Source organism: Pseudoalteromonas sp. Z9A6 (genome assembly GCF_011378805.1).
GTDB classification, from domain to species: Bacteria; Pseudomonadota; Gammaproteobacteria; order Enterobacterales; family Alteromonadaceae; genus Pseudoalteromonas; species Pseudoalteromonas distincta.
On record NZ_WTKZ01000134.1, the window covers coordinates 1 to 788 of the forward strand.

The following is a 788-nucleotide window of genomic DNA, read 5'->3' on the forward strand; positions in this document are numbered from 1 at the left end:
AGGGGCGTGAGCAGGACGCGGAAGCTTTGCTCGGTTTTTACTTAGCCCAATAGGTTACAAACCTCGCGCCGCGATTAAATCGCCCCTAGATTGAACAAACTTCAATCCACAAAGATCAACACGCCCTAGCTAAAGCGAAAAAGGCCTTACAAATGTAAGGCCTTTTTATGTTTAATTCATTTATTTTTAACGAGCGTAAGGGTCGGCAACAATTTTATCTATGTACCATTTTCCCTTTTTACGAAGCATTTTTACACTGCGCATTTCGTCAATTTTATCACCATTTAAATAGCCGGTAAAAATAAGGTTTATTTTAGCGTTATCGCCGTATTGTTCACGGACGCTCATATTGGTCATATCAACTTCAATGGTGACTTCATCGTATTGCATATTTACTAAGTTACGGGAAAACTGTTTAGCGGTGCCGTAGGATTTCATTATACGTGTAAGGTTGGGGGTCGCCATGGTGCTGGCTTTTTGAAGGTCTTGCTGGTTATAAAGCGCATCAAAATAAGCGGTTGCTGTATCGCCAGGAGTGTCGCCAAGTGTTTTGGTATCGTCACCACAGGCTGATAAAAATAAACAGATGACCAAACTTAATAAACTCGTGATTTTTTTCATATTAATTATTATTAATTAGTTTTTTTAAAGTGTGTGGTTTATCTATGCAGATGTAAAGGTATGGCAGGCAATAAATAGAAAATTGGATAATAAATAATAAAAAAGGATGCCTAAAGCATAATGCCGATCAGTTAAGAAAATGACCGGTTGACCGATCCAAACGATCA

Annotated in this window: 1 protein-coding gene; it reads right to left on the minus strand. The window is 38.5% G+C overall.

Annotated elements, in window-relative coordinates; all coding sequences use genetic code 11:
* Positions 1 to 186: 186 nt before the first annotated feature.
* Positions 187 to 621, minus strand: coding sequence for a hypothetical protein (locus GQR53_RS20520; protein WP_002963139.1), 435 nt, complete (start codon positions 619 to 621; stop codon positions 187 to 189).
* Positions 622 to 788 lie beyond the last annotated feature (167 nt).